The sequence below is a fragment of the Herminiimonas sp. KBW02 genome (assembly GCF_003852535.1).
Lineage (GTDB): Bacteria > Pseudomonadota > Gammaproteobacteria > Burkholderiales > Burkholderiaceae_D > Oxalicibacterium.
In genome coordinates, this window is sequence record NZ_QAJP01000007.1 from 183,385 (window position 1) to 208,456 (window position 25,072).

Consider the following 25,072-nt stretch of genomic DNA (forward strand, 5'->3'; position numbering starts at 1 on the left):
AACCCTCGGCGATTAACCGATGGAGGCGGGAGGTCGCTGCGGACGCTCCAGATGAGGATGGGGAATGTAGTCCCGCATTTCCAGGGAAGACTCGAGGGGAACAGCGAAAGACAACTGTAAAGCAAAGTCCAGTAACAGCGCTACGGGGGTATGCGCACAAGCATTGTCGGACAGATGTTGGGTCGACTCGCCAGAATCATCGTAGTGAGCAACACCATCTTCGCTGTGGTGGTGATTGATGCCGTGCAAATGCTCGATTTCATGCTGGATATCGAATCCATGGTTGACCTGCGCAGGTGCGCTTTGCAAAGCAAAACTTTGCAAAGGAAGCAGCATCAACAGGAAAACACAGATAAGGCGACGCATGATTACACCATGAGATTGATGCGCTGAATTATAGCAACATACTCCGTAGTGTATGCGAAAGCGAATCTTAAACCCTATCCTTTTGAGGGGTATATGGATGTCTGCTATGGGTCGAAAGCAGACATTCTCTGTTAGTTAGCTCGTGATTGAGTGGCAGTGTTGGCGTTCTTGATGTTCATATAAATAAAAAAGGGCAGACATTTATATGTCTGCCCTTTTTACTTATGGCGCATTAAGCGCCAGGCTTAAAGCTAGTTCCTGATTTCCAGCGCCCTGTTCAGGCTCAGTGCTGCCAGCGAACCAACTGCGCCGGAGAGCAGGTAGAGGCTGACGTAACCGAGGCCGAAGTGTGCCGACAGGCCCAATGCGACCAGCGGTGCGAATGCAGCACCGACCAGCCATGCCAGATCCGAGGTGAGGGCAGCGCCGGTGTAGCGGTATTTGGCATGGAAGTTCGCCGATACCGCACCAGCAGCCTGACCATACGACAAACCGAGCAGCGCGAAGCCGATCAGGATGAAGAGGTCTTCACCGCGGGTACCGCCATTGAGCAGCATAGGAACGAAGCCGCTGAAGATCGCGATCAGGCACGCCAGGGTGCCGAGCGTGGTACGACGTCCGAAGCGATCCGCTACCACGCCGGAGATGACGATACCGACCGCTGCCAGCGCCGCGCCCATCATTTGTACGTGCAGGAAGGCACTGATGGAGCGATCCGAGTAGAGGCTGATCCACGACAACGGGAATACTGTCACCAGATGGAACAATGCATAGCTGGCCAATGCTGCCAATGCGCCGATGATCAGGTTGCGGCCTTGCTTTTGTACGATTTCAGTCGCGCTGACCGGTTCCAGTTCTTGTTCATCCAGCAGGTGCGAGTATTCAGGTGTAGACACCAGACGCAGACGGGCGAACAGCGCCACCACGTTGATCGCAAACGCTACATAGAACGGATAGCGCCAGCCCCAGTCGAGGAAGTCGGCACGCGACAGCTCGGACAAGAGGTAGGAGAACAGTCCGGCAGCAATTGCGAAACCAACCGGTGCACCGAGCTGACCCAGCATCGCATACCAGCCGCGACGGTTTTGCGGTGCGTTCAGCGCCAGCAGTGAAGGCAAACCGTCCCATGAGCCGCCCAGCGCTATGCCTTGGCCTATGCGCAACAGCGACAGAGCCAGGATGGCGCTGGCACCCAGTTGCGCATAATTTGGCAGGAAGGCAATACCGGCCGTGGAGAAGCCGAGCAGGAAGAGCGCAAGCGTTAGTTTGGCTTCGCGGCTAAACCGGCGTTGGATTGCCATAAAGATAACAGTCCCTATCGGTCGTGCCAGGAAGGCGAAGGCAAACACGGTAAATGAATACAGCGTAGCTTCTAGGGGTTGTGCAAATGGAAAGAAAACAGCTGGGAATACCAACACCGAAGCGATGGCGTACACAAAGAAGTCGAAATACTCTGATGCGCGACCAATAACAACGCCAATGGCAATTTCCCCCGGGGCAATGTGACCGCCGCGGGTGTTGATCAGTCTAGGACCATTACCAGGCGAGGCAAGTTTGGAGTCATCTGGAAGTACGGTGTCATACGTGTTAGCCATAATTATGTCTCCAATCATGTTGAACACCGCGCTGACGCCGTCCCACACCACAAGTCCCTTACCCGTAGGGTGGGACAAAACGTCCAATCGGCAACGCGCGCTGTTTGTATTACATTATCACGATCTCCCAACCTCCGTAATGCATTGAATGACTTCTTTGATAACTCGTCGCGGATTAATGCTGTTACCACTCACATTGCTGGCCGGATGTGACTGGGTAGTATTAAATCCATCAGGTGACATTGCCGCTCAGCAGGGACAACTAATCGTTGTTTCCACGCTACTTATGTTGTTGATTATTGTTCCTGTCATCGCCCTGACGATTTTATTCGCCTGGCGCTACCGCAAGAGCAACACCGAAGCTAAATACGACCCAGACTGGGATCATTCTACACAACTCGAATTGGTGATCTGGGGCGCTCCGCTGCTGATCATTATCGCATTGGGCCTGATCACCTGGATTAGCACCCACAAGCTGGATCCATATCGTCCGCTCGACCGCCTGGATGCCAACCGTCCGATTTCGGCTGCGGCTGAACCGCTGACGATTGAAGTTGTGGCGCTGGACTGGAAGTGGTTGTTCATCTATCCGGAACAAGGTATTGCAACTATTAATGAGTTGGCGACACCTGTAGACGTGCCTATCCGCTTCAAGATCACGGCATCGACAGTCATGAACTCGTTCTACATTCCTGCACTGGCTGGCCAGATCTACGCGATGCCAGGCATGGAAACCCAACTGAACGCGGTTATTAATAAGCCAGGTACGTTTGACGGCTTCTCGGCTAACTTCAGCGGTCCGGGTTTCTCGCACATGCGCTTTAAGTATCACGGCATGGATGTGGCTGACTTTGATCAATGGGTAAAAGACGCGAAGAAAAACGGCCAGACTCTGGATCGTGCGGTCTACACCGAACTCGAACAGCCTAGCGAACGTGAGCCGGTGCGTCACTTCGGTAAAGTTGCGCCGGATCTGTATCACGCTGTCCTGAATCGTTGCGTTGCTGAAGGTACCGTCTGCATGAACAAAATCATGCACGACGATATGAACCGCATGAAGGTTCAGGCGGCAGCGAAGAATTTCCTCCGAGACGACAAAACAGCCCTTGCTGAAATCGACGCAGCGGTATGTACTCCGTCCACCAATTTATTGAAGAGTAACTAATGCAAGACCATACTGATCTGACGAAGCTTATCTTCGGCCGTCTGAGCTGGGACGCGATTCCGTTTCACGATCCTATCCTGCTGGGAACCTTTGCGATGGTGGTTCTTGGCGGCATCGCTGTGCTGGGCGGACTTACCTACTTCCGTCTGTGGGGTACTTTGTGGCGTGACTGGATCACCAGTATCGATCACAAGAAAATCGGCATCATGTACATGATCCTCGGTTTGATCATGCTGATGCGCGGCTTTGCCGATGCATTGATGATGCGCGCCCAGCAAGCGATTGCTTTCGGCGACAATCCAGGTTTCCTGCCACCACATCACTACGACCAGATTTTCACCGCGCACGGCGTGATCATGATTTTCTTCGTGGCGATGCCATTGGTTACCGGCCTGATGAACTACGTCGTGCCGCTGCAAATCGGTGCGCGTGACGTTGCTTTCCCGTTCCTGAATAACTTCAGCTTCTGGATGACCACCTTCGGTGCTGTCCTGGTGATGGCTTCGTTGTTCGTTGGTGAATTCGCAAAAACCGGCTGGCTGGCATATCCGCCGCTGTCGGGTATTTTGGCGAGTCCGGATGTCGGGGTTGATTACTACATCTGGTCATTACAGATTGCCGGTGTCGGCACGCTGCTGTCAGGTGTCAACCTGATCGTCACCATCGTCAAGATGCGTGCGCCTGGCATGGACATGATGAAGATGCCAGTGTTCAGCTGGACCGCTTTGTGTACCAACGTTCTGATCGTTGCTGCGTTCCCAGTACTGACCGCAGTACTGGCGATGTTGTCGCTGGATCGTATCTTTGGCACCAACTTCTTCACGAACGATCTGGGCGGCAACGCGATGATGTATGTCAACCTGATCTGGATCTGGGGACATCCTGAAGTCTACATTCTGATCCTGCCATTGTTTGGCGTGTTCTCGGAAGTGGTATCGACCTTCTCGGCCAAGCGTCTGTTCGGTTACACCTCGATGGTGTACGCGACCGTGGTTATTACCATCCTGTCTTACCTGGTGTGGCTGCATCACTTCTTCACCATGGGTTCAGGGGCCAGCGTCAACTCGTTCTTCGGTATCACCACGATGATTATCTCGATCCCTACCGGCGCGAAGATTTTCAACTGGTTGTTCACGATGTATCGCGGTCGTATCCGTTTCGAACTGCCTATGATGTGGACCATCGGCTTCATGATCACTTTCGTGATTGGCGGTATGACCGGCGTCTTGCTGGCAGTACCACCAGCTGACTTCGTATTGCATAACAGCCTGTTCCTGATCGCTCACTTCCATAACGTGATTATCGGTGGTGTGTTGTTCGGCCTGTTTGCAGGTATCAACTACTGGTTCCCGAAAGCATTCGGCTACAAGCTGGACGTGTTCTGGGGTAAATGCTCGTTCTGGTTCTGGATCGTCGGTTTCTGGATGGCCTTCATGCCGTTGTACGTACTCGGCCTGATGGGTGTCACCCGTCGTATGAGCCAGTTCCAGGATCCTTCGCTGCAAATCTGGTTCCAGGTTGCTGCGTTCGGTGCGGTTCTGATCGCGCTCGGTATCGGTTCGATGCTGATCCAGTTCTACGTCAGCTTCCGTCGTCGTCATGAATTGCGCGATGTGACTGGTGATCCATGGGATGGCCGTACGCTGGAATGGTCGACTTCGTCGCCACCACCAGACTACAACTTCGCGTTCACACCTAAGGTCTACGATAACGATACCTGGGCTGACATGAAGAAGAATGGTTACAAGCGTCCGCTGACAGGCTTCACCGCTATCCATATGCCGAAAAACACTGGCGCCGGCTTCATCATTTCGGCGATCAGCGCGGCGATTGGTTTCTGCCTGATCTGGCAAATGTGGTTGCTGGCAAGCGTGACCTTTGTGGTCCTGCTGGCAGCGATCATCATCCATACCTTTAATTACAAACGCGATTTTTATATCCCGGCGGAAGAAGTAGCCCGTACCGAAAATCTTCGCACTCGCTTGTTGGAAAGCCATGTCTGAAATTACCGCAAATTCCAGCGCCATGAGCGCTGACCCAAGCGCGCGTTATTACGTGCAAGAGCATCATCCGGAAAACGGCACCTTGCTGGGTTTCTGGTTGTACCTGATGAGCGACTGCCTGATTTTCGCGTGTCTGTTCGCAACCTACGCAGTATTGGGTCGCAACTACGCAGGCGGTCCTACCGGTGCTGACCTGTTTGATCTGCCACTGGTAGCGATGAATACGGCGTTCCTGCTGTTGTCGTCGATTACCTACGGCTTCGCCATGCTGGAAGCGCAACGTAAGCGCTTGAAAGCCACCATGATCTGGCTGGCCGTCACCGGTTTGCTCGGTGCAGCCTTCCTGGCACTTGAACTGTATGAGTTCAGCCACCTGCTGCATGAAGGTGCAGGCCCGCAACGCAGTGGCTTCCTGACTGCCTTCTTTGCCCTGGTTGCTACCCACGGTCTGCACGTGACCTTCGGTATCGTCTGGCTGGTGACCCTGATGTTCCAATTGAAACGTCACGGTTTGATTCCTGAAAACGGTCGTCGCCTGATGTGCCTGTCGATGTTCTGGCACTTCCTGGACGTGATCTGGATCGGTGTATTTACCTTTGTTTATCTGATGGGAGTGTTGCCATGAGCGATCATCACGCACACGGCGCGCATGGCGCCGACCACGGCCATGGTCATGGTCACGACGACGGTCATGCCCACGGCAGCCTGAAAAGCTACACCATCGGTTTCATCCTGTCGGTCATCCTGACAGCGATTCCGTTCTGGCTGGTCATGGGCAAGGTAATCGATAGCTCCAGCACTACAGCATTTGTTATCCTTGGTTTTGCTGCGGTACAAGTTGTCGTGCACATGATTTATTTCCTGCACATGAACACCAAGTCGGAAGGTGGCTGGTCGATGCTGGGTCTGATCTTCACCATCATGGTCGTCGTGATCATGCTGGCTGGTTCGATCTGGGTCATGTACCACATGAACCACAACATGATGCCGCACCTAAGCGATCCTACCAATGAGCTGCACACTTCGTCATCCAACGCGATGTCGGGTGCAGCACAACAAATGAATCATCGGTAATGACTGATCAGTCTGCACAGACTAGCGGCCCGGTTTCGAAGGAAGCCGGGCCGCTTTCACGTTCGACCACCGTCCTGACGGTGCTGGCCGTGATAGCGCTCATCTTGTTCACTGGCCTGGTCGCTCTCGGCACCTGGCAGGTCTATCGCCTGCAATGGAAGCTGGCGCTGATCGAGCGTGTTGAACAGCGCGTACATGCTGCCGCGACGCCGGCGCCGGGACCTGAGTTATGGCCGCAAATCAGTGCTGCCAATGATGAATATCGGCATGTCAGCGTCAGCGGCAATTTCCTGTATGAGCAGTCGGTGAAAGTACAGGCGGTGACCGAGCTGGGTGCGGGTTTCTGGGTGTTAACACCGTTGCGTACGGCAGACGGCAACATCTTCCTGATCAATCGCGGTTACATACCGGAACGTAGTACGCCGGCAGCAGGCGATCCGCAGCAAGTCGTCAGCGTCAGCGGACTGTTGCGCATCAGCGAGCCGGGCGGTGGTTTCCTGCGTCATAACGATCCGGCAGGCAATCGCTGGTATTCGCGCGACGTGCAGGCGATCGCTACACAGCACCAGCTGACTCCGGTGGCGCCTTATTTCATCGATGCGGAAGCGGGCAAGCCAGTACCCGCCAGTTCAGCCGCAGATCCGGCTGTAGCAGAGCCGGTCGGTGGTTTAACCATCATCTCATTTCACAATAACCATCTCGTTTATGCACTTACTTGGTATGCTCTTGCCTTGATGGTGGCGGGCGCAGCTTTTTGGCTCAGGCGCGAAGAGCGCAAAGCGCGCGCTACCGGCACCCATGCTGACCGTATAGACCGAGAAACCGAAGATGTTGGGAAAAACCGAAGCTCCAGCGAGTAAGGACGCCGTCAAAGAGCGGGATCGCTGGGCAACCACGGATAGCGAAAACTCCGTAGGCCACAAGAATATGCAGCAGTTGATCCAGCTGCGCTGGATCGCTGTCGTTGGACAAATTACAACGATAGCTGTGGTCACTCTGGGCCTGGGTATTGAGCTGCCGGTACGGCATATGCTGGAAGTGCTGGTTTGCCTGGTTGCTTTCAATATTGCCAGTCACCTGCGCTGGCACGAACGTCCCAGGGTTTCCAATAGCGAGTTATTCCTGGCATTGCTGGTTGACGTCGCTATTCTGACTGCACAGCTCTACCTCAGCGGCGGCACCACCAATCCTTTTATCTTCCTGTACCTGTTGCAGGTCATCCTCAGCGCCGTATTGCTGGAAGCGTGGTCGACCTGGCTCATCGTGGCAATCACCAGTGCCTGCCTGGTTGCCTTGTCGATACTCTCCAGCCCGCTGACGCTGCCTTACGATCACGAATATCTTGTCTTCAGCATGTATGTGCAAGGCGTGCTGATATGTTTTTCGCTGAACGCCATCCTGCTGGCTTTCTTTATTACGCGGATTAAGCGCAATCTGCGCGTAGGGGCGACGCAATTGGCTGACTTGCGCAAGCGTGCAACCGAAGAAGAAAACATAGTGCGCATGGGTTTGCTGGCTTCCGGTGCCGCACATGAACTGGGTACGCCACTGGCAACGCTGTCGGTGATTCTGGGTGACTGGCGTCGTATGCCCGAGTTCACGAATAATCCTGAGCTGCAGGATGAAATCGTCGAGATGGAAACGCAGCTGAAACGCTGCAAGTCCATCGTCAGCAGCATCCTGCTGTCGGCAGGGGAAGCGCGCGGTGAATCGTCGGTGAAAACCACGCTCAATACTTTCCTCGATGATCTGGCGGCAGAGTGGCGCAGCAGCCGTGCGATTACCCACTTTGAATATAAGAACCGCATAGAACAGGACATACCTGTGGTATTCGATTCGGTGTTGAAACAAATGATCTGCAATGTATTGGATAATGCGGTCGAAGCGTCGCCGCATTGGGTTCGGCTGGAAGTATCAAGTAAGGAAGATGTGCTGACCTTGCTGATTACCGATGCAGGCCCTGGTTTCGCACCGGGTATGTTGTCGCAGATAGGCAAGCCTTATCAATCGACCAAAGGACGTCCGGGCAGCGGCCTGGGTTTGTTCCTGGTCGTGAATGTTGCACGCAAACTGGGTGGCACCGTCGCCGCCCGTAACCGTAAAGAGGGAGGCGCAGTCGTTGAGCTGACCTTGCCGCTCTCTGCTATCAGTCTCGACGAGGATGATGAACATGTCGGCTGATAACCGCTTATTGCTGATTATTGAAGATGACGCGGCGTTTGCCCGCACGCTGGGTCGTTCCTTCGAACGACGCGGCTACACGGTGCTACTCGCTGCCAACCTGGAAGCAGCGAGCGCCTTCTTGCGCGAGCACAATCCCGGTTACGCAGTAGTCGATCTCAAGCTGGAGGGAAATACTTCCGGCCTCGCGTGCGTACAGATGCTGCACAAGCATGACCCGACGATGCTGATCGTAGTACTGACCGGTTTTGCCAGCCTCAATACCGCAGTGGAAGCGATCAAGCTGGGTGCCTGCCAGTACCTCGCCAAACCATCGAATACCGATGACATCGAAGCGGCCTTCGGTCATGTAGCAGGTGTGGTCGAGATCGAAGTAAGTAATCGTTCGACTTCGATCAAGACGCTGGAGTGGGAGCGCATACATGAAGTGCTGGTGGAAACCGATTTCAATATCTCTGAAGCGGCACGCAGGCTGGGCATGCACCGACGTACGCTGGCACGCAAGCTGGAAAAGCAGCGTATCAAATAGTTGCTTCCTATCGCCCTCGTATGTACACAGCGAGGACTTGTCTGTATGACAGCTTATTTGCAGGCGCTGACATGCTTTGCGGATTTCCTTTAAGCTTCTGCTATGTCATCGCCAGATTCTCCTATTCCCGCCGCAGTTTCCGCTGTTCCGCCCAAATATTTAAATACCTCCGCCTTGCTCCTGATGGCACTGGCTTCGGGCCTGTGCGCAGGCGGCAATTATTTCAATCAACCTTTATTGCGTTCGATCGCGCTCAGTTTTGACGTCAGTGAAACAACGGCAGCGTTGACGGTAACGATGGCGCAGGTATCGTATGCATTGGGCTTGTTGTTACTGGTGCCGCTGGGCGATAAGCTGGAACGGCGTGGCCTGGCGGTCACGCTGATGTTGCTGGCGGCGACCGGGCAATTCATCAGCGGCTTTTCTTTCAGTATCGCGATGCTGTTTGTCGGCATCATCATGTCGGGTTTGTTTTCGGTCGCTGCGCAAATCATGGTGCCGATGGCGGCGACCTTGTCTGATCCGGGGCGCAGTGGTCGTGCGGTCGGGCTGGTGATGAGTGGTTTGCTGATCGGTATCCTGACGGCACGCAGCCTGGCTGGTTTGTTGTCGGAGCTGGGTGGCTGGACCACGGTGTATCGGGTTGCAGGTGTCGTCATGTTGCTGGTGGCACTGGCCTTGTGGCATTTGTTGCCGCCTTCACGTAATCCGGCACGCGTGAGTTATCTGCAAGTCCTGCGTTCGATGACGACCCTGATAGGACGTTATCCGCGTTTGCGCAGTCGCTCGTTAATGGGCGCTTTAACTTTCGCTTCGGTGAGTGTGCTGTTCTCCACCATGGCTTTGTTATTGTCGGGGCCGAACCACGGTTTGAGCGACGCTGGCATCGGTTTGGTGGGGCTGGTCGGCATTGCCGGTGCCTTGATGGCGAGCGTGGCCGGACGTCTGGCAGACAAAGGCTTTGGTGTGACGACCAGTATCACTTGCCTGTTGTTGCTCTTGCTGGCCTGGGTTTGTTTCTGGCTGGGCAGCACCAGCCTGATGTGGTTCCTGGTCGGTATGCTGGTGATCGATCTGGCGCTGCAAGGTTTGCACATTACGAATCAGAGTGTGGTGCTGCAACTGGAACCGCAAGCACGTTCACGCCTGAATGCAGTGTATATGACGAGTTATTTTATCGGCGCAGCTTCCGGTTCCGCGCTGGGTTCATTGGCATGGCGTCTGGGGGGCTGGCATGCGATCTGTATAGCCGGTGTCTTGCTGACTCTGCTGGCCGGTGTAGTGTTCTTGTATGACCGCAAACTGGCACGCGCAGAATTAAAAGCAACATGAGTACTTATCCAGACCAACATCTGTCCACCGTCGAAGTCGGCGAGTTCGCATTGCTGACAGAGATCTGGGAACAGTCAGTACGCGCGACGCACGACTTCCTGAGCGAAGCAGATATTCAGGATCTCAAACCGAAAGTATTGAACGACTATTTACCGCTGATGGCTTTGCGTGCGTATCGTGATGACGATGGAAATCTGCAGGGATTCATAGGCGCATTGAATGGCAAGATAGAGATGCTGTTCATCGCACCCGATAGTCGCGGTCGCGGCATAGGCAAGGCGCTGGTGCGCTATGCAGTCGACATCATGGGCGCGCATGCGCTCGATGTGAATGAACAAAACCCGCAAGCGCTGGGTTTTTATCAGCGCATGGGGTTTCAGGTGACAGGGCGTTCGGCGGCAGACGGGCAGGGCCATCCTTTTCCCTTGTTGCATATGACCTTAGCGACTGCCCCCGCTTAAACTTTCCTGCTCAATACGTTGCTGCCCAGATACCGGTACGTGCGGTAGTCGGTGCTATCTCGCGCAAGCTCCAGCGCAACGGGATTGCATGTGCCTGCCACCAGCCACCAGTGATGTGGAAGCGCCACAGGCGTTCCGCACCAGTCAATGCCGCCGCTTCTTTCGATTGCCACAGGACTTCGGTTCTGCCTTGCAGATGCAATAAGCTACCGCTGGCGTAGTCTATGAAGAGCAGGGCGGCGCGCGGTTCCAGCAACATATTGCCGAGCGTATTGAAATACTTGTTGCCGTTGAAGTCCGGTATCGTCAGCGTGTTGCCATCAATACGGATGAAGCCCGGCATGCCACCTCGGTGCGAGATATCCGGCCCGCCCATATTCGTTTCATGCGCGCCTGAAGTGGTCGCCACAAAAAGACTATCTGCGTGATGGATCAGCTCGCGTGCAGCTGCGTCCAGTTCGGTAAAACTTTGCGCAGGCAGTGCAATCTCGCCCGACGGCGCGGTTTGTACATCACGCAGTTGTATATATCGCGGGCAGTTGCCGAACGATTGCGTCACGCTGATATGCACGCCATTGTCGCCCGCGTCCTGAATCACGCCGTTCGCGCGGTTGCGTCTGCGCGTGTTGAAGTCTATGCCGAGCATACCTACTTGCTGACCAGTGACAAATTGCTCCTTGCTGATGCCGGGCCAATGCGCATCTGCCGCGATGTGCAAGTGCATGGGATCCGGTGACGAGACGAAGCCTGCCGCGCCGGTCACGATGGTGGCGACCGGCCAGCCGCTGTCGTCAGTCGTGGCGAGCATCAGATAAGGCAGCAATGGGAAGAATAGCCGGTGCTGTTCCGGCATGAAGTTACGGATGGCAGCAGCAGGCGTACCGCTGCCTGCCAATGCATGCGCTTGCACTTCTCCAGTATGAAAGAGCTCCGGCTGGATGTTCATGCTGCTTCCGGTATCGCTGAACGTGGCATTGCCACAAAGCCAGGCAACTGCTCTATGCGTGCCAGCCATGCACGTACGGCCGGATACTGATCCAGCGGAATGCCGCCTTCCGGTGCATGTGCCACATACGAATGGCAAGCCAGGTCGGCGATGCTCGGATGATCGGTCGCAAGGTAGTGGCGCGTGGCGAGATGCTGCTCCATAAAGGCGAGCAAATCATGGCCGATTTCGGCTGCACGGACCGGATCATCCTTACCCATTTTCCATAAACGGTAGATGCGCGCATTGGCCGGGCCGTAACGCAATTCGCCTGCTGCTATCGATAGCCAGCGCTGAACCTGTGCAGCACCGATGGCATCTTCCGGCAACCACAGACTACCCGCAGCGTAACGTTTGGCCAGATACACCAGAATGGCATTGCTGTCGCTCAGGACCAGGTCGCCGTCACACAGCACCGGAATCTGGCCGAGTGGATTGAGTTGGCGGAAATCAGCAGAGGCGCGCAGCGCCGCATCCGCATTCACTGCTTCAAATGGGATATTGAGCAGGTTCAGGAACAGGGCGACGCGATGGCAGTGGCCGGACAGGGTGACGCCATAGAGTTTGATACCGGGGGTACTCATGATTTACTCCTTCAGTTTTGGTGACTAGATCTTATGTATTCCTTAAATTGATGTAAATTAGGTGAAATTGAAATTTACTGTTTCACAAATAGGAATAGTCATATGGATAGACTGGACGAGCTGGAAGTCTTTATCGCCATCCTGGATAGCGGCAGCCTGATCGCTGCCAGCCGTAAACTCCGGCGTTCGCCGCCAGCTATTACGCGGGCCCTGGGCTCGCTGGAAGAGCGTGTCGGCACCCGTCTGTTTGAGCGCACAACGCGTCGTCTGGTGGCGACTGAAGCGGGCTCGCGCCTGGCGCAACATGCGCGACGTGTACTGGCTGATTACGAGGAGACCGTGCAGGAAGATGCGTCCGCGCCTTTACGCGGCGTGTTGCGGGTAACCGCGCCAGTTGTGTTCGGGCGGCGGCATATTGCGCCCATCGTTAATAGCTATCTTGATCAGTATCCGGAGATGCGGGTAGAGCTGGTAACCAATGATCGCAATCTGGATTTGATAGAGGAAGGGATAGATGTCGGCGTGCGCATCGGTACGCTGGCAGATACCAGCATGGTGGCGCGTCGGGTCGGGCAAGTACAAAGCTTGCTGGTCGCCAGTCCGGACTATATTGCGCGCAAGGGCAAGCCGGAATCGATAGCTGACATTGCCGCGCATGATGTAATTTTTACGGCGATACGTGAAAAAGCTCCTGAATGGCGCTTCCGCCATAACGGACGTGAACACATTGTGGCCCTCGCACCACGTTTGATCGTGAATGAAATTGATGCGGTATTACTGGCAGCCAAAGCTGGCCGTGGCCTGGCGCGCGTGTTGTCGTATCAGGTTGCAGATGAGTTGCGCGCCGGCACCTTGTTGCGCGTGTTGCCTGAAATCGAATCACCGATGTTACCGGTACAACTGATCGTACCCAGCGCGCGCCTGCTGGCAGCCAAATCAAGAGCTTTCCTTGATCTTGCCATCAGCAAATTAGGTACATTAAACGTTATCCAGACTTCCTGATGTTTTGCGTTTAAGTTCGCTTAACATTCGACATCACCCGAGGTTTTTATCGCTTCTTGCCGGGAACAGGCGCGTCAAGGTTACGTCTGTTTTAATCCCATCTTTTTATTCAGCGTGTACGAGTTTTGCTGAATCCGTTTTTTCATTTCTTCCGTATAAGTATCCATGACGAATCAGTTTCTATTTGTCAACGAACGCTGTGTAAAGTACTTGGTATTAAAGTTGACAAATGTAAATGAACTTATGCGCCATTTGTGACTCATGTTATAAATGTTGATAACGAGAATTTAATACTTTGCTCTAAGGGCTGTTTTGTTTGCAAGAGACAGGAGAGGCATACCCGGCATCAAGCGCTGCAAATCTAAGAAACCAATCAATAAGTTGTCGAGTTTGTTGGCAAACGACAATTTTTATAGAAAGGACAATAGGCGCATGAAAATACTTTCAATTTTTGGCACGCGTCCCGAAGCCATCAAAATGGCCCCATTGGTACGCACCCTGGAACAGGCCGCCAGCATCGACTCGGTGGTTTGTATTACGGGGCAGCACAGAACCATGCTGGAACAGGTAATGAACCTGTTCGACATCAAGGCTCATCACGATCTCGATGTGATGGTGCCGAACCAATCCCTGAATTCCCTGTGTTCCCGCATTTTTGCCAAGCTTGATCCTATTCTGGAAAGCGAACGGCCGGATCGTGTACTGGTGCATGGAGATACCTCAACAGCAATGGTGGCAGCGACTGCAGCATTTCACCGGCGCATCCCGGTGGGCCATGTGGAAGCGGGTTTACGCACCGGCGACCTGAGCCAGCCATGGCCGGAGGAAATGAACCGGCGCGTGATTGACGTCATGAGCGATTTCCTGTTTGCGCCGACCGTCAGTTCACGCGATAACCTGCTGCGCGAGAATCTCGGTGGTCGTGTTGTCGTAACCGGTAATACGGTGATCGACGCCTTGCAATTGACAGCGCAGCGCCTGAATAAGGATACGAACCTGCGCGCGAAACTGGATGCCAGGTTTCCCTTCATTACACCGGAACGCCGCATCTTGCTGGTTACCGGTCACAGGCGTGAAAACTTCGGTGACGGTTTTGCGCATATCTGCGAAGCATTAGCAGAGCTGGCCAGGCGTCCCGACATCGATATCGTCTATCCGGTACACCTCAATCCCAATGTGCGCGGCCCGGTTCAGCAGTTGCTGTCGAACCTGCCGCGCGTGCATTTGATAGAACCACTGGATTACCTCGAGTTTGTGCGCCTGATGCAGTTGTCGCACGTGGTACTGACGGATTCCGGCGGTGTGCAGGAAGAAGCGCCGTCATTGGGTAAACCGGTACTGGTCATGCGCGATGTCACTGAGCGTCCGGAAGCGGTAGCCGCCGGAACAGTACAACTGATAGGAACCAGCAAGAAACGCATTGTCGATGGAGTCGATCTCCTGTTCGATGATGAGAAAAAATACCGTCAGTTTTCCAATGTTGTGAATCCTTACGGCGACGGCCACGCTTCGTCGCGCATCGTGCGCGCCCTGCTGGGCAAGGATTTCGAAGAATTCAATACCGACGCTGATGCAGCCCTCAGCGAATTTATCTCCCGAGGAAATTATGCGCGTACTTAATCGCATCTCTGAGCCATCACATAGCCGGATGCCATCCCGTTCATCCTTGTTCAGGCCGCTACTGGCTACAGTCCTGTTGTCCGCTGTTACTGCCAGCGCCTGGTCAGCAGACGGCGTAGGGCGTCATTTCCTGCAAATGGCGTCGGATCAGTCGGTGATGCGTCAGGTGACATTGAAAGAGCTGGGCATCACCAATCCTATAATCTTTACCGGTGCTGAAAGTCAGCGCGAATTATTCCTGCCGGTCCCTGCCGGTGTGCCGGTGATGAATGCTTCCCTGCAATTCAATGCGAGTTATCTGCGCGCTGACGGTGGTCGTACTTCGATGGCTTTGTCGATCGATGGTTATCCGACGGTTGCGCGCAGGCTGGCGGAAGATCAGGGCGACCTCAGCCAGGGGATTGCGATTCCCGGACAAGCGCGCAACGATGGTTTTGTAAAGTTTGGTATCACCTGGTCTTCGGTGATATCGGAGACTGTGTGTAGCGACCAGCGCGCTCCGGGTAATGCCTTGAGGGTAGAGCCCAGCTCACGGTTTACTTATAGCTATGATCGGAGCGCGATCAAATCAATCGCCACTGCGTGGAGCGCCTTACCACCGAATCCGGTCTTGCTGGTATCCGGCCGCAACCTTACTCCGGACGCTTACGATACTGCATGGCGTATGGGCCTGACCCTGAAGCGTGCCGGCAAACGGCCGCGCTGGATGGCGTTGCCGGCAGTGGGTGACACCGTCAATCTTTCCGCGATCAGCGTACCTCCCGAGTTGCGTGTCGTCCCTTCATTTGCTTCTTTAATGAATGGTGATGCGCAATACAAGATCAAGAACAATGCGGAAATCGCAGCCTTGTTCATTCTTGGTAACCAGGGACAGTTCCGCGCTGATCTGGTGGTGGCTGATGCGGCGATGAATACCAATCTGCGCAATGCGATGAATGCGCTGGGGGCGGAAATTCAGGCGAGTTCACCGGATTCCGGTGCAATCTTCCAGAACTGGCTGAAAACCGATGTGGCCATCCTGGATCAACCCAATCAAGCTGACCAGGTTCGCCTGGCTTCCTTCGTCGGCAGCCCGGTCATCATGGTAGCGGCCAAAGGCGGCAAGAATGCGCCGCTTTGTTCGATACCTTGTGGCGCCCGATAGCCGCTTCCAAAGATCTGACGGTCGAGTCAGCTGAAGCGTTGCGCGCCAAAGCGTCCACTGTATTGCTCAGTCAGTTCGGCGGTATCAACGGTACGATGGAAGTGTCGGAAAAAGCCGAACGTGCAGTCTCATTCGAAATTGGCGAGCTGGTGGGCAGTGGCCGCCTGCCTAGCCAGGTCGTGTTTGATCTGTCCGCGGCTCCCGGTACCAATGGCGAAGCGCCGGTTGCTTCCATTTTCATGAATGACTATTTGCTTGGTGCGCACGTGATGACGGCGGACGGCAAGCCGCATCGTGTCGCGGTGGATATCCCGTACTACACACTGGCGGCACGCAACATCATACGTATTGTTTTCATACGTCAGTCTTCCAAGCAGCATTGCCATGACACGACGACTTCATTCCCGGTCGCGATTTTTCCGGGCAGTCATTTGAAACTGAAGCAAATGGCACCTGGCGATAACTTCGTCGGTATTGCGGCACGCTATGCGAAAGAAAGTACGCTCATCGTCAAGGACGCATGGCTGCAGGATGCGCCGGTGATGTTGCCGATGACGGTACGTATGGCGGACGCCGCGGGTTTGTCTTCTATACATAGTCAATTCTCTGTACTGAAGCAGGGCGAAGCCCTGAAGCCGAGCACGCCATTCCTGGCGCTGGATGCGCCGCCGGAAGGCAAGGCTGCGGCTGAAGAGCATAACGGTATGCTGGTGCTGAACGGTGCGGAGAAAAAACCTATCCTGCAATTGAAAGGACTGGATCGCATCGGTGTGGCGGAAGTGGTCGAAGTCAACGGTCAGAGCGGCATCCGTTTCTATAGTGTGGGTAAAAACATGCCGGTCCTCAGCAGTTCCTTCCGTCTGGCACATGGCAATCTGGCGGTGATTACCGATGCCGGGCCAGTACTGCAAATTGACAAGAACGATCCGACCGATAGCCGGTTTGCGAAGGAAGATAATCCCCAATCCATATGGCAGCGTCATATGGAATGGTGGCTGGCTGCGATTGCAGTGATTATCTTTATCCTGATCTCTGCACGCGTGGCACAAGTTCGCCGCAACAAGCGTAAAGCGGCGGGATCGCAACAGGGTCTGTGATTTGAGTGCCGATTCTCTATTCTGGCCGATATTCTTTGCGCAGTATTACAGCGTACTGGAGAGCATTGGTGTCGTAGTGGCGGTGCTCATCATGATCTCCAGTTTTGATGATTTGTTTATCGATGGCTGGTACTGGACGCGTGAGATTATCCGGAAATTCAGGTTCCGGAATAATGACAGCTATCGTCCGTTGACGCCGGAACAAATCAAGGAGCGCGAAGAGCAACATCTGGCGATCATGGTGCCAGCCTGGCTTGAGTATGACGTGATCGCGCAGATGATAGAAAGCATGGTGGCGACGCTTGATTATCGTAACTACACCGTGTTCGTCGGTACTTACGTCAATGATCACAGAACGATAGAAGAAGTGGAACGCATGCGACGTCGCTATAAGCAATTGCGCCGTGTCGAAGTGCCGCATGACGGTCCTACCTGCAAGGCCGATTGCCTGAACTGGGTGATACAGGCGATTTTCCTGCACGAGCAGCAAGCCGGGATCGAATTTGCCGGCGTCATCCTGCACGATAGTGAAGACGTGTTGCATCCGCTGGAACTGAAGTTTTTCAATTATCTGTTGCCGCGTAAAGACATGATCCAGTTGCCGGTCGCCTCGCTGGAGCGCGAGTGGTATGAATTGGTGGCAGGTGTTTACATGGATGAGTTTGCCGAATGGCATGCCAAGGATCTGGTGGTGCGTGAAAGCGTAACAGGTACTGTGCCATCGGCCGGTGTAGGCACCTGTTTCTCGCGCCGTGCCTTGCTGGCACTGGCTGCGATTACCGATAACCAACCGTTCAATACGGAAAGCCTGACCGAAGATTACGACGTCGGTAATCGTCTGGCAGCGATGGGCATGAAAGCCATCTTTGCCGTGTTCCCGGTTGATTTCGTCACCCGCGGGCGGCGCTGGTTTGGCCTCGGCCCGGACCAGGAGCGCGTCATACGCATGCCTTTATGTGTACGCGAATTCTTCCCCGATACATTCCGCACTTCGTACCGGCAAAAGGCCCGCTGGGTGCTGGGTATCAGTATGCAGAACTGGGAACAGATGGGCTGGCGTGGTTCGTTCGCGCATAAATATCTGTTGTTCCGTGATCGCAAAGGGATAGTGACCTCCATCGTCAGTGTGGTGGCGTATGTGCTGTTCTTCCAGTTCATTCTGTTTTATCTGGCGCATCTGGCTGGTATCTGGACGATGGAATTTCCCAGTATCTTTGTCGAGGGTAGCTGGTTGCAGTGGGTGGCTCAGTTCATTCTGTTTGCACTGGCCTTGCGTGTAATCCAGCGGTTTTACTTCGTGGCGCGCCTGTACGGTTGGGAACATGGCCTGATGTCTATCCCGCGCATGGTAGTGGGCAACGTCATCAACTTCATGGCGGTATGCCGCGCATGGAAACTGTTTTCCGGCCATATGCTGATGGGGAAAAAGATGGTCTGGGACAAGACCATGCACGATTTCCCGACTACTTCGCAATTGGTGCAGAAGCGCCAGTTGCTGGGTGAAGTGCTGACGGCATGGCAAGCGGTTGATGCTGACAAGATGAACAATGCCCTGGAAGAACGCGAAAAAACGCATCGGCCACTGGGCCGTATCCTGATTTCGAACGGCTGGCTGGATGAAGAAACGCTGGCTGAAGCGATCGCCTTCCAGTCCGATCTGCCGCGTGCCAATCTGGATGCGGAACTGATAGAGAAGTATGCCGGTTATTTACCGCTGGAGCTGTGTGTGCGCCTGCGCATGCTGTACATCGGGAATGATATGCACAATCGCCCGTTGGTCGTGGTGGCGGCACCGCTGACACAGGAAGAGATGCAGGAAGTATCCATTGTGTTTGGCCAGGACCCGGCGCTGCGCATTGCGCGTGATAGTGAAATCGCCGCCGGCTTGCGTTTCCTGCGTGGTGAAACCGATGCCTTCCGGCCGCTGCCGGAAGGCGCTACCGGTGTACCTCTGCTGGGCGATTTGCTGATAGAGCGCGGCCTGGTACGGAGGGAAGCATTCGATGCTGCGATGGATGCTTACCGGCCGGAAGAACATGGGCGCATTGGTGATTATCTGGTTGCCAGCGGTGTCATCGAACGTCATGTCATAGAACAGGTAGTGGAAGAACAACGTCGTCTGCGTGCAGCACAAGAGAGCCATTAATGAAAAAAACAAATCTTCTTTTATTGCTGTTGATGAATGCAGGCATGCTGACGCATGTCGCTGCGGAAGAAACTGATGTGCCATTGAGCGGGCCCGCTTATGAAATGGCGGACGCTGCTTACAAGTCCTACGCAAAGGGTGATTATGCGAAGGCTGCAGAGCAGGCTAAGGAAGCCGCACGCTTACGTCCGGATGTGGCGCGTCTGAAGCAATTACAGGCACAGGCGGAAGCGGCGCAAAAGAACAAGCAACAGGCTGCAGCTGCGGCGAAGGCAGTACCGAAGGCCGCAGCGCCTGCCAGTAATCCGGCCTACCTGGCCGCTGACAAAGGCTATAAGGCCTATGACAAAAAGGATTACGCCACAGCGATCAGCCATGCACAGAATGCAGTGCGGCTGGCACCGTCTAATGCAGCGTACTGGACTTTGCTGATTAATTCCCAATTGGCGGCGCAGAGATTTAATGATGCGGATCAGAGTGTGACAGAGGCACTGCAACGTTTTGGTCCGCGTTCTGCTTTTGCGCATGAACGTGTAGTGGTGAATCAGAACCTGGCTGGCGCAGCCGGTGCACAGATTTATCAGGCGCTCGAGCAACAGGACTACGCCAAGGCAGTGGATGCGGCGCAACGTGCAGTGAAGTACGCGCCGGAACGCCGCGTGTATCGCTTGCTGCTGGTGCAATCGTTGCTGGGTGCGAATCGACTGGATGAAGCGTCGCAGGCGCTGGAGCCCTTGCTGCAACAAGGAAATGATCCGGTCGCACTGACCTGGCGGGCTTATGTCAGGCAGCGTCTGGGCCAGCGTCAGATGGCAACTGCCGATTTTGCGCAAGCCTTGTCCATGCGCGGCAGTATGTCGACTGAAGACATGGTCAATTTGCGCCTCATCATTGCCGATGCAGGTCTGCAGGCAGGTGATCCGGATGCAGCCTTGCAAGTGCTGGAGTCGCTGGATGGTAACGCTGCCGTTGCCGCCCGCAAACGCAGTGCTGCGGAATTGCGTCTGTGGCAGGCCAGCCAGCAAAACATAGCGAGTACCCAGACCATGCCTCCGCCAGCCTTGCGTTGCCGCGGCGCTGCGAATGCAGAAGTGTGCGGCCTGGTACCGGGCAGCGCACCGCTGGACCCTGCATATGCCAGCGCTGATGCTGCGTACAAGGCATTGGCCAGCAACGATTATCCGCAGGCATTGAGCAATACAAGGGCAGCTTTGCAGAAGTCGCCGGGCAATCCCGCCTATCAATTATTGCTGGTGAATATCCTCAGTCGCGACAAGCAACTGGAAGCCGCCGAACGTGAAGCGACGCTGGCGATCAACAATGGTAACCGCGATCCTGAAATGCTGGCGCAACGCGGACGCGTACGCGAAGCGCTGGGTAAAAAGGAACTGGCCGAGCAAGACTATAAAGATGTTTTGCAGCTGGGTACTGCCTCGGTACCGCTGCAGATCAATATGCTGTCCCTCCTGCATGAGCGCAAGGAGGCAAGTCGTCGTTACCATGCCGCTGAAGAAGCAGGCGTGTTCGATGGCATGCCCAAAGTTGAACAAGCTTACGTAGCAACATCAGCCGGCGAGAGTGCGCGTGCCTTTACCCTGTTTGACCAGGCTGACCGGGAAGGCAGCCTGCCACCGGCGGCGATACCGGATACCGCGTATGCGGCCTTGAGTGCACGACGTGATCCGGATGCTTCGAAGTATTTCCGTCGTACCGTGGATGCGGTGGATAAGGGCGATATTGCGCTCACGCCGCAACAACTGTTTGAAACCCGTCGCGCGATTGCCGACATAGAACGTACCTGGGGTGCGACTGCGTCACTGAATTATCGTGGTGCCAGCCTGCAGCCAGGTTCCGGTATCACACCTGGCGGTACGAATAACAGTGCACAGATAGGTGGCGAAGTATATTGGCGGCCATTCGGTTATCGCAGCGGACGGCCGATCGAGATTTATGCGAGCCTGTTTGAGTCTGTGTATAACAAAAGTAATGCAGTAACCGGTGCACCTACCGCACAAGGTGGTATCGGTATTCGCTGGAAGCCATTCAGTGAAACCAATTTCATCATGGCCCTGCAACGCCAGATCAAGATCGGTTCGGCATCTGGTGATGGTGACTGGGTGGCACGTCTGGCGTACTCAAATTCCTTCGGTACCGACTTGCGTGTCGATCAGCCTGGCTGGTGGACTGGTCAGATCTTTGGTGAGGTTGGCCGCTATATAGACAACAAGCAAACGTATTCGGTGTTTGAGGGGCAGCTGGGACGTACCTACCGACTGGATAATATCAATCCGAAACTGACGGTCACACCACACGTAGCCCTGGGTTCTGATTTCAATTCGAGCTTAAGACTGCCGGCGGATAAAACGGCCATCGGTATGGGGCCAGGTGTCAGCATGCGTTACTGGTTCCGCGAAGATCACTACAAGGCGCCGCAGTCGTATGTCGATTTCTCGCTGCAGTATCGCTTCAAATTGTCCGGTGATGACAGGGCAGAAGGCGTGGTCTTCCGTACCACGCTTGCTTACTGACATCTTGCTGCGTGGATATGAAGCGCGTGTCGATTTCCCCCTGATGCTTAAAGAGTGCACAATGAACTACTTTATCGTCAGGGATCGCCATGCCGTCCGCAGTTGAAACCAGCTTCTTTCCCTCCGTACGACCTTTCCTCGTTCGCTGTTTGCTGCTTTCCGCATTATTAGGTGGCGTCAGCATGCTCACTGCTTGCGCATCGACCATCAGCGGCGTCGTATGGCAGCCTGAAAATGCACTCATCGATCCCAAAGGGAAATGGGATCAGATAGGCGCGCGTCAGTTATTGATCCAGTGGACAGCTGTCGACAACATCGCATTCGTCAGCGGTGCCGGGATACCGACGGCGCCCAGGTTGCCGGACTGGCCGCGCATCGCCGCCGAACCGTGGGCCAAGGAAGTCATACTGGGCCTGGCCGGATATTTTGACGAGACCAGGGCACGTACCAAGCTGGATGAGCTGGGCGCATTGTCCGAGCGCCTGGCCAGGCTGCCGACGCCGTTGAATGTGGTCGGCTGGTATTTCCCGGTAGAGATAGACCCGACCTGGGGTGACGCGCCCAAGCTGGCAGCCGTCCTGAACAAGTTGCCGCGTCCTTTGTGGATCAGTGTCTATGACAGTGCGAATGTCGGGCCGGATGATGTGGCGAAGTGGCTGGAAGTCTGGTTGCCGAAAGATGTCGGTGTGTTTTTTCAGGATGGCGTCGGCGTGCATGCGCGTGAGGCCAGCGTCGCACTTGATTATGTGACCGCGATGGAAAAGCGTCTGGGTAAGAATCGTGTGCGCGTGATCGTCGAAGCATTCCGGCCGCAAGTCGGTGGCGGCTTCCGCGCTGCGACTGCGGCTGAACTGATGCCGCAACTCAAAACCTACGGTGCGCGTCAGGTATATTTATTTGACGGTCCGCATTACGTGCCGGACACGCTGGTGGATGAACTCAAGGCTGGCTTTGCGCAAGATAGCAAGCAGCCTTGAGCGACTCGGATCACGAATAAATCGAAGGTGCAGGTACTTCTCCGGTCAGCACCCACTGGCCGACATCCTTGAGTTTGTAGTCCAGGGAGTCGTGCAAAGTGTGCACCCGTACATTGCGCCAGTAGCGATCGAAGCCATACTTGGCGGCAGTAGCACGCGCACCCATGACTTCAAATATCTTTGCAGTAATATCCAGCGCTGCGCGTGCTGCCGCGATTTTGGTTTCATAGATAGCTACTGCCAATGCGCCGCGTTCTTCGGCGGTCAGTGCATCACCGCGTTCCCAGGCCGTTTGTAATTTGGCGGCAGCATCTTCTGCCAGCGCAATTGCTCCGCGCAAGGCAATGCGCAAATCACCGTAGTGTTGCTGCGTAAACGGATCGTCTATCGCCCGCGCGACGCCGGACGTGAACCACGGGCGGCCTTGTTCATGTGTGTACTTCCATGCGTTCAGCAACGCACCTTGGGCATTGCCGATATAAATTTCTATCAGAATCAATTGCGATACCAACGTACGCAAAGTCGCGCGTGGCGTGCCGGAAGTGCCCGGTGGCCCGAGTACCTCATGTGCTTCCACCCGCACTTTATCGAAGGTGACTGAGCCGCTGTCTGTCTGGCGCTGACCCAGATTGTCCCAGTCATCCAGCACCTTGACGCCGTCTCTGGCTGTCGGGATGGACAGGAAGACGCGATCTGCCGGATCAGCAGAACGTGGCGCGGTGATGTTGAGCATATCGGAACCAGTCGCGCCCGAGCAGAATGACTTGATGCCATTGAGTTCGTAGTAACCATCGGCGCTATCCTTGCCTTCACGCCAGACCAGGGTGGCACGTGTATCGAGGCCATTCGTCGCGTTACCCCAGAACCAGTTTTCACTGACGGTTTTGCCAAGGTACAGTGCTTTCTGCTCCGGATTGCCGAACAGCGTGACGCTGGCAACCTGCAAGTGCTGGAAGCCAAACAGATGTGCCAGCGAGCTGTCGACTTCAGCAAAGCGACGGATGATTTTGTAAATAGTCGGCCATGGGGTTTCCGGTCCGCCAAAGGCAGCAGGTACCGCCAGCTTCAGCAAACCACTGTCACGTAATACCTGGCGTTCGGTCCATGCGGTACCGCCGCTGCGATCGCGCTCGGTTGCGGTGAGCGCCAGTGCAGCTGCGGTTTGCTCGACCGCATCTGTCAACGTGCCGAAATCGCGTGTGACCAGATGATCCGGTGTATAGCGTGCTGCCGCTTGTTCATCGAGCTTCAGTATTTGACCCATGATCTGATTATTCCAATGCTGGTGATGCGTGATTTAAAAAACGGGTACGGCAGTCGCGTTAACCTTTTTCGGCAGCAAGCCTTCAGCCAGGAATGCGTCGGCGATTTTTTGCTGTTCGCCCAGGCGTTCCGGCAACACGGCACGTACTTCATAGCTGCGGCGTGCGTTGGCCTGTTCAACCGTTGCTACGTCCAGGCCCCATACCGGTGCCAGCAGGGCGGCAGCGTCTTTCGGTGATTGTTTGACCCATTTGCCGGTTTCGGACAGGGAGTCAACGATGACTTTCACCACGTCAGGACGTGCTTTGGCATATGGTGTCGAAGCCAGGTAGTAGCGCTGGTAATCAGCCAGGCCACGACCATCAGTCAGCACGCGTACTTGCGATTGACGTTGTACGGCAGCCAGGAACGGATCCCAGATCACCCATGCGTCGATTGCTTCACGTTCGAAGGCGGCGCGACCATCGGCCGGAGCCAGGTAGGCGAGCTGAATATCCTTCAGCGAGAGACCGGCTTTTTCCAGTGCAGCGATCAGCAGATAATGTGCACCCGCAGCCTTGGCGAAGCCCACACGTTTGCCGCGCAGGTCAGCCAGGGTTTTGATATTGGAGTCAGCCTTGACGACGATAGCCTGAGCGCTCGGCGATGGCGATTCCTGTGCGATATAGGTCAGTTGCGCACCTGCTGCCTGTGCGAACACAGGTACGGTATCTGCAACGTCGGCGGAGACATCAATGGCGCCGACATTCAGTGCTTCCAGCAGCGGCAGGCCGCTGGCAAATTCATGCCAGGTCACTTTCACACCCAATGCGCCGAGTCGCTGTTCCAGCGTGCCGCGGGTTTTCAGTACGGTGATCAGGGTCGATGACTTTTGATAGCCGATGCGTACCGTATCGCCGGCTTTTTGTGCATGTGCCGGCAAGGCGAACAATGGACTGAATGCGAGCAGCGTCAGTAGCGTGCGGCGTAGTTTGGAATTGGTTTTCATTATTTACTCCCGATGTTGGATTTCTAGTTAAT

22 protein-coding genes are annotated in these 25,072 nt (G+C 55.0%); 16 read left to right on the plus strand and 6 right to left on the minus strand.

The features are described 5' to 3' along the window. Positions 1-12: 12 nt before the first annotated feature. Both DBR37_RS12880 and DBR37_RS12885 read right to left on the minus strand, forming a co-directional pair. Positions 13-366, minus strand: coding sequence for a hypothetical protein (locus tag DBR37_RS12880; RefSeq protein WP_124574884.1), 354 nt, complete (start codon positions 364-366; stop codon positions 13-15). A gap of 251 nt (positions 367-617) precedes the next feature. Next, on the minus strand, positions 618-1,961 hold the full coding sequence (locus DBR37_RS12885) for an MFS transporter (protein ID WP_124574885.1): 1,344 nt from the start codon (positions 1,959-1,961) through the stop codon (positions 618-620). Positions 1,962-2,109: 148 nt separating this feature from the next. Between DBR37_RS12885 and cyoA the strand changes: the two genes are divergently transcribed. The 9 genes from cyoA to DBR37_RS12930 all read left to right on the plus strand — a co-directional run bounded on the left by cyoA (position 2,110) and on the right by DBR37_RS12930 (position 10,706). Continuing rightward, positions 2,110-3,126 carry a ubiquinol oxidase subunit II gene (gene cyoA, locus DBR37_RS12890; RefSeq protein WP_124574886.1) on the plus strand — a complete coding sequence of 339 codons (1,017 nt, stop codon included), beginning with the start codon at positions 2,110-2,112 and terminating at the stop codon, positions 3,124-3,126. Next, positions 3,126-5,129 carry a cytochrome o ubiquinol oxidase subunit I gene (cyoB, locus tag DBR37_RS12895; protein ID WP_124574887.1) on the plus strand — a complete coding sequence of 668 codons (2,004 nt, stop codon included), beginning with the start codon at positions 3,126-3,128 and terminating at the stop codon, positions 5,127-5,129. Before cyoA ends, cyoB begins: the two co-directional genes overlap by 1 nt. Next, positions 5,122-5,754, plus strand: coding sequence for a cytochrome o ubiquinol oxidase subunit III (cyoC, locus tag DBR37_RS12900; protein WP_124574888.1), 633 nt, complete (start codon positions 5,122-5,124; stop codon positions 5,752-5,754). The genes cyoB and cyoC overlap by 8 nt, the downstream gene beginning before the upstream one ends. After that, a complete protein-coding gene (gene cyoD, locus DBR37_RS12905; protein WP_124574889.1) occupies positions 5,751-6,203 on the plus strand; it encodes a cytochrome o ubiquinol oxidase subunit IV in 453 nt (150 codons plus the stop codon). Before cyoC ends, cyoD begins: the two co-directional genes overlap by 4 nt. Further along, on the plus strand, positions 6,203-7,063 hold the full coding sequence (locus DBR37_RS12910; RefSeq protein WP_124574890.1) for an SURF1 family protein: 861 nt from the start codon (positions 6,203-6,205) through the stop codon (positions 7,061-7,063). The genes cyoD and DBR37_RS12910 overlap by 1 nt, the downstream gene beginning before the upstream one ends. Continuing rightward, positions 7,032-8,384 carry an ATP-binding protein gene (locus DBR37_RS12915; protein ID WP_124574891.1) on the plus strand — a complete coding sequence of 451 codons (1,353 nt, stop codon included), beginning with the start codon at positions 7,032-7,034 and terminating at the stop codon, positions 8,382-8,384. The genes DBR37_RS12910 and DBR37_RS12915 overlap by 32 nt, the downstream gene beginning before the upstream one ends. Further along, positions 8,374-8,913 (plus strand): response regulator transcription factor, encoded by a 540-nt coding sequence (locus tag DBR37_RS12920; RefSeq protein ID WP_124574892.1) that lies wholly within the window; start codon positions 8,374-8,376, stop codon positions 8,911-8,913. The genes DBR37_RS12915 and DBR37_RS12920 overlap by 11 nt, the downstream gene beginning before the upstream one ends. A gap of 102 nt (positions 8,914-9,015) precedes the next feature. Next, a complete protein-coding gene (locus DBR37_RS12925; RefSeq protein ID WP_124574893.1) occupies positions 9,016-10,245 on the plus strand; it encodes an MFS transporter in 1,230 nt (409 codons plus the stop codon). Further along, positions 10,242-10,706: an acetyltransferase gene (locus DBR37_RS12930; RefSeq protein ID WP_124574894.1), complete on the plus strand. Its 465-nt coding sequence runs from the start codon at positions 10,242-10,244 to the stop codon at positions 10,704-10,706. The genes DBR37_RS12925 and DBR37_RS12930 overlap by 4 nt, the downstream gene beginning before the upstream one ends. Positions 10,707-10,716: 10 nt before the next feature. Here DBR37_RS12930 and DBR37_RS12935 read toward each other — a convergent pair whose 3' ends face one another. Beyond that, positions 10,717-11,652, minus strand: coding sequence for a pyridoxamine 5'-phosphate oxidase family protein (locus DBR37_RS12935; RefSeq protein ID WP_233588371.1), 936 nt, complete (start codon positions 11,650-11,652; stop codon positions 10,717-10,719). Next, a complete protein-coding gene (locus DBR37_RS12940) occupies positions 11,649-12,275 on the minus strand; it encodes a glutathione S-transferase family protein (RefSeq protein ID WP_124574896.1) in 627 nt (208 codons plus the stop codon). The genes DBR37_RS12935 and DBR37_RS12940 overlap by 4 nt, the downstream gene beginning before the upstream one ends. A gap of 102 nt (positions 12,276-12,377) precedes the next feature. Between DBR37_RS12940 and DBR37_RS12945 the strand changes: the two genes are divergently transcribed. The 7 genes from DBR37_RS12945 to DBR37_RS12975 all read left to right on the plus strand — a co-directional run bounded on the left by DBR37_RS12945 (position 12,378) and on the right by DBR37_RS12975 (position 22,789). Then, complete coding sequence (locus DBR37_RS12945; RefSeq protein ID WP_124574897.1) at positions 12,378-13,277, plus strand: LysR family transcriptional regulator; 900 nt, start codon at positions 12,378-12,380, stop codon at positions 13,275-13,277. A gap of 432 nt (positions 13,278-13,709) precedes the next feature. Then, complete coding sequence (gene wecB, locus DBR37_RS12950; protein WP_124574898.1) at positions 13,710-14,897, plus strand: non-hydrolyzing UDP-N-acetylglucosamine 2-epimerase; 1,188 nt, start codon at positions 13,710-13,712, stop codon at positions 14,895-14,897. Then, the gene (locus DBR37_RS12955; protein WP_158610250.1) at positions 14,884-16,041 is read left to right on the plus strand and encodes a cellulose biosynthesis cyclic di-GMP-binding regulatory protein BcsB; all 1,158 of its coding nucleotides are present in this window, start codon (positions 14,884-14,886) and stop codon (positions 16,039-16,041) included. Before wecB ends, DBR37_RS12955 begins: the two co-directional genes overlap by 14 nt. Continuing rightward, entirely contained in the window at positions 16,014-17,138 is a 1,125-nt protein-coding gene (locus tag DBR37_RS12960; protein ID WP_124574900.1) for a hypothetical protein, read from the plus strand. Before DBR37_RS12955 ends, DBR37_RS12960 begins: the two co-directional genes overlap by 28 nt. Before the next feature lies 1 nt (position 17,139). Further along, positions 17,140-19,284, plus strand: a complete 2,145-nt coding sequence (locus DBR37_RS12965; protein ID WP_124574901.1) for a glycosyl transferase family protein — start codon at positions 17,140-17,142, stop codon at positions 19,282-19,284. Further along, a complete protein-coding gene (locus DBR37_RS12970) occupies positions 19,284-21,812 on the plus strand; it encodes a bacteriophage N4 adsorption protein A (RefSeq protein ID WP_124574902.1) in 2,529 nt (842 codons plus the stop codon). Before DBR37_RS12965 ends, DBR37_RS12970 begins: the two co-directional genes overlap by 1 nt. 182 nt (positions 21,813-21,994) lie before the next feature. Further along, entirely contained in the window at positions 21,995-22,789 is a 795-nt protein-coding gene (locus DBR37_RS12975; protein ID WP_233588372.1) for a hypothetical protein, read from the plus strand. 10 nt (positions 22,790-22,799) lie between these two features. Here DBR37_RS12975 and DBR37_RS12980 read toward each other — a convergent pair whose 3' ends face one another. Together DBR37_RS12980 and DBR37_RS12985 are read right to left on the minus strand one after the other, a co-directional pair. Then, positions 22,800-24,053, minus strand: a complete 1,254-nt coding sequence (locus DBR37_RS12980; protein ID WP_124574904.1) for an acyl-CoA dehydrogenase family protein — start codon at positions 24,051-24,053, stop codon at positions 22,800-22,802. A 33-nt stretch (positions 24,054-24,086) separates the two neighbouring features. Continuing rightward, positions 24,087-25,040 carry an aliphatic sulfonate ABC transporter substrate-binding protein gene (locus tag DBR37_RS12985; RefSeq protein ID WP_124574905.1) on the minus strand — a complete coding sequence of 318 codons (954 nt, stop codon included), beginning with the start codon at positions 25,038-25,040 and terminating at the stop codon, positions 24,087-24,089. Positions 25,041-25,072: the final 32 nt, after the last annotated feature.